Below are 1488 nucleotides of genomic sequence, written 5' to 3' on the forward strand. Positions count from 1 at the left end.
CAGCTATGGACCTCGCCCACCACTGTTCCCATCCGCTACGGGCTTCGCTAACGAATGGGAACGCGGTTGCCGGACTTAAGCCTTTCCGCTCACGCGGTCGATTTCCTTGAGAAGATCAGCCAGCGATCGCTTGCATTCCACAGCGTCCGGAGTACCCGCGCGCAGTGCCGACAATGCGCGATCGATGGCTTTATCGACGACATGCCAGTCTGCTGCAGAGCGCGGTTTCAGGGAGGGCTCCGCCTCATCCCAAGAGGTTTCGAGATCCTTGATACGTGTCTTCGCGCCGGCAAGATTGCCCTTGTTCACCAGGGCCGAGGTATCGGCGACAATCGCCCGGAAGGGTGACAGATCGCCGAGCGTCGATGCCGTCGCCGCGTTAGCCGATGAAATGATCTGAGCTGAAGAGAAGACATGTCCGGTTGCGACTACCGTGACGCCAAGCGCTGCGGCCAGAAGGGCGCGGGAAAGGGTCATTCTGTTCATTGGATTTTCTCCTGTGCTGGTGATCCGCTCAGACCGCGAGCGAATGGTTTTTAGGAATCATGCTGCGTCGAATGGACCGTCTGACGGTGTCGCTCGGCCCGATCGGTTCCGGCCCACGCTCACGAGCGAGACCAGAGCGACGATAACCACCAGGAACACCACGCTGGTCGTCACGTTGCCGAATCCCAGGCCTCCGTAGGTCCGTGCCTGTGATAGCAGGTCACCCAGCGATGCACCCAACGGGCGCGTCAGGATGTAGGCCACCCAGAACGTCAACACGGCATCGGCGCCGAGATAAAACGCAGCTGTGGCGATCGCAATGAGCGCCCCGAACGCGACCACGCCAACCCTGAATCCAAGGCCGAGCGCTTCGGTTGCCAGGTCACCGGCGGCCGTGCCCAACGCGAACGTGGTCAGGATGGCAGCCCAGTAGAAGAGCTCGCGCCGCCTGGTAACAATCGTGTGGATAGACAGCGTCCGCTCGCAGCGGTACCAGATCGCAAAAATCGCGGCCAGAGCGATGGCGAAAACAGTTGTGCTGACATAAAGACTGATCCCGAGTCCGTCGGTGAGGGCATCGGTGATCTGTGTCCCCACTACGCTCACGAGTACCACGCACAGCCAGTAGATCCATGGCACGTACTCGCGCGAGCGAAGCTGCAGCACCAGCGCGATGACCAGTAACGTGCCCATGATCGCGCCCGTTACGGCGGTGCCGAGACCCACGTGGACCGCCAGATAATCGGCACCGGTTTCGCCGACTGTCGTCGACATGATTTTGATAATCCAGAAAGCGAGGGTCACCTCCGGGACTTTGTTGAGCATGTCGGAAACATGTCTGCTAGTAACGTTACTCACGCTCTTTCTCCATTGGTGTCCCACGACTGCGATTAGCAGATTGCCGGACATGAAGCGCCCGGCTTTTGGGTACTACGTTGCGGAGCACTATATGCAATGGAACCTTATGGGTACCTTAACGCTCGGGCTGCCGTGTCGAACCCG

General features: G+C 59.7%; 2 protein-coding genes. Both read right to left on the bottom strand.

Going from position 1 to position 1488, the window contains the following annotated elements; genetic code table 11:
• Nucleotides 1-75: 75 nt before the first annotated feature.
• Entirely contained in the window at nt 76-477 is a 402-nt protein-coding gene (locus tag AWB69_RS45120; RefSeq protein WP_407923092.1) for a histidine kinase, read from the bottom strand.
• A 66-nt stretch (nt 478-543) separates the two neighbouring features.
• Nucleotides 544-1311 (bottom strand): COG4705 family protein, encoded by a 768-nt coding sequence (locus AWB69_RS45125; protein WP_062093222.1) that lies wholly within the window; start codon nt 1309-1311, stop codon nt 544-546.
• Nucleotides 1312-1488 lie beyond the last annotated feature (177 nt).

Source organism: Caballeronia udeis, assembly GCF_001544555.2.
Lineage (GTDB): Bacteria > Pseudomonadota > Gammaproteobacteria > Burkholderiales > Burkholderiaceae > Caballeronia > Caballeronia udeis.

What these genes read in the sequence shown, in the direction of transcription:
- AWB69_RS45120 (WP_407923092.1), bottom strand. Translation starts at nt 477, where the DNA reads ATGACCCTTTCCCGCGCCCTTCTGGCCGCAGCGCTTGGCGTCACGGTA.
- AWB69_RS45125 (WP_062093222.1), bottom strand. Translation starts at nt 1,311, where the DNA reads ATGCTCAACAAAGTCCCGGAGGTGACCCTCGCTTTCTGGATTATCAAA.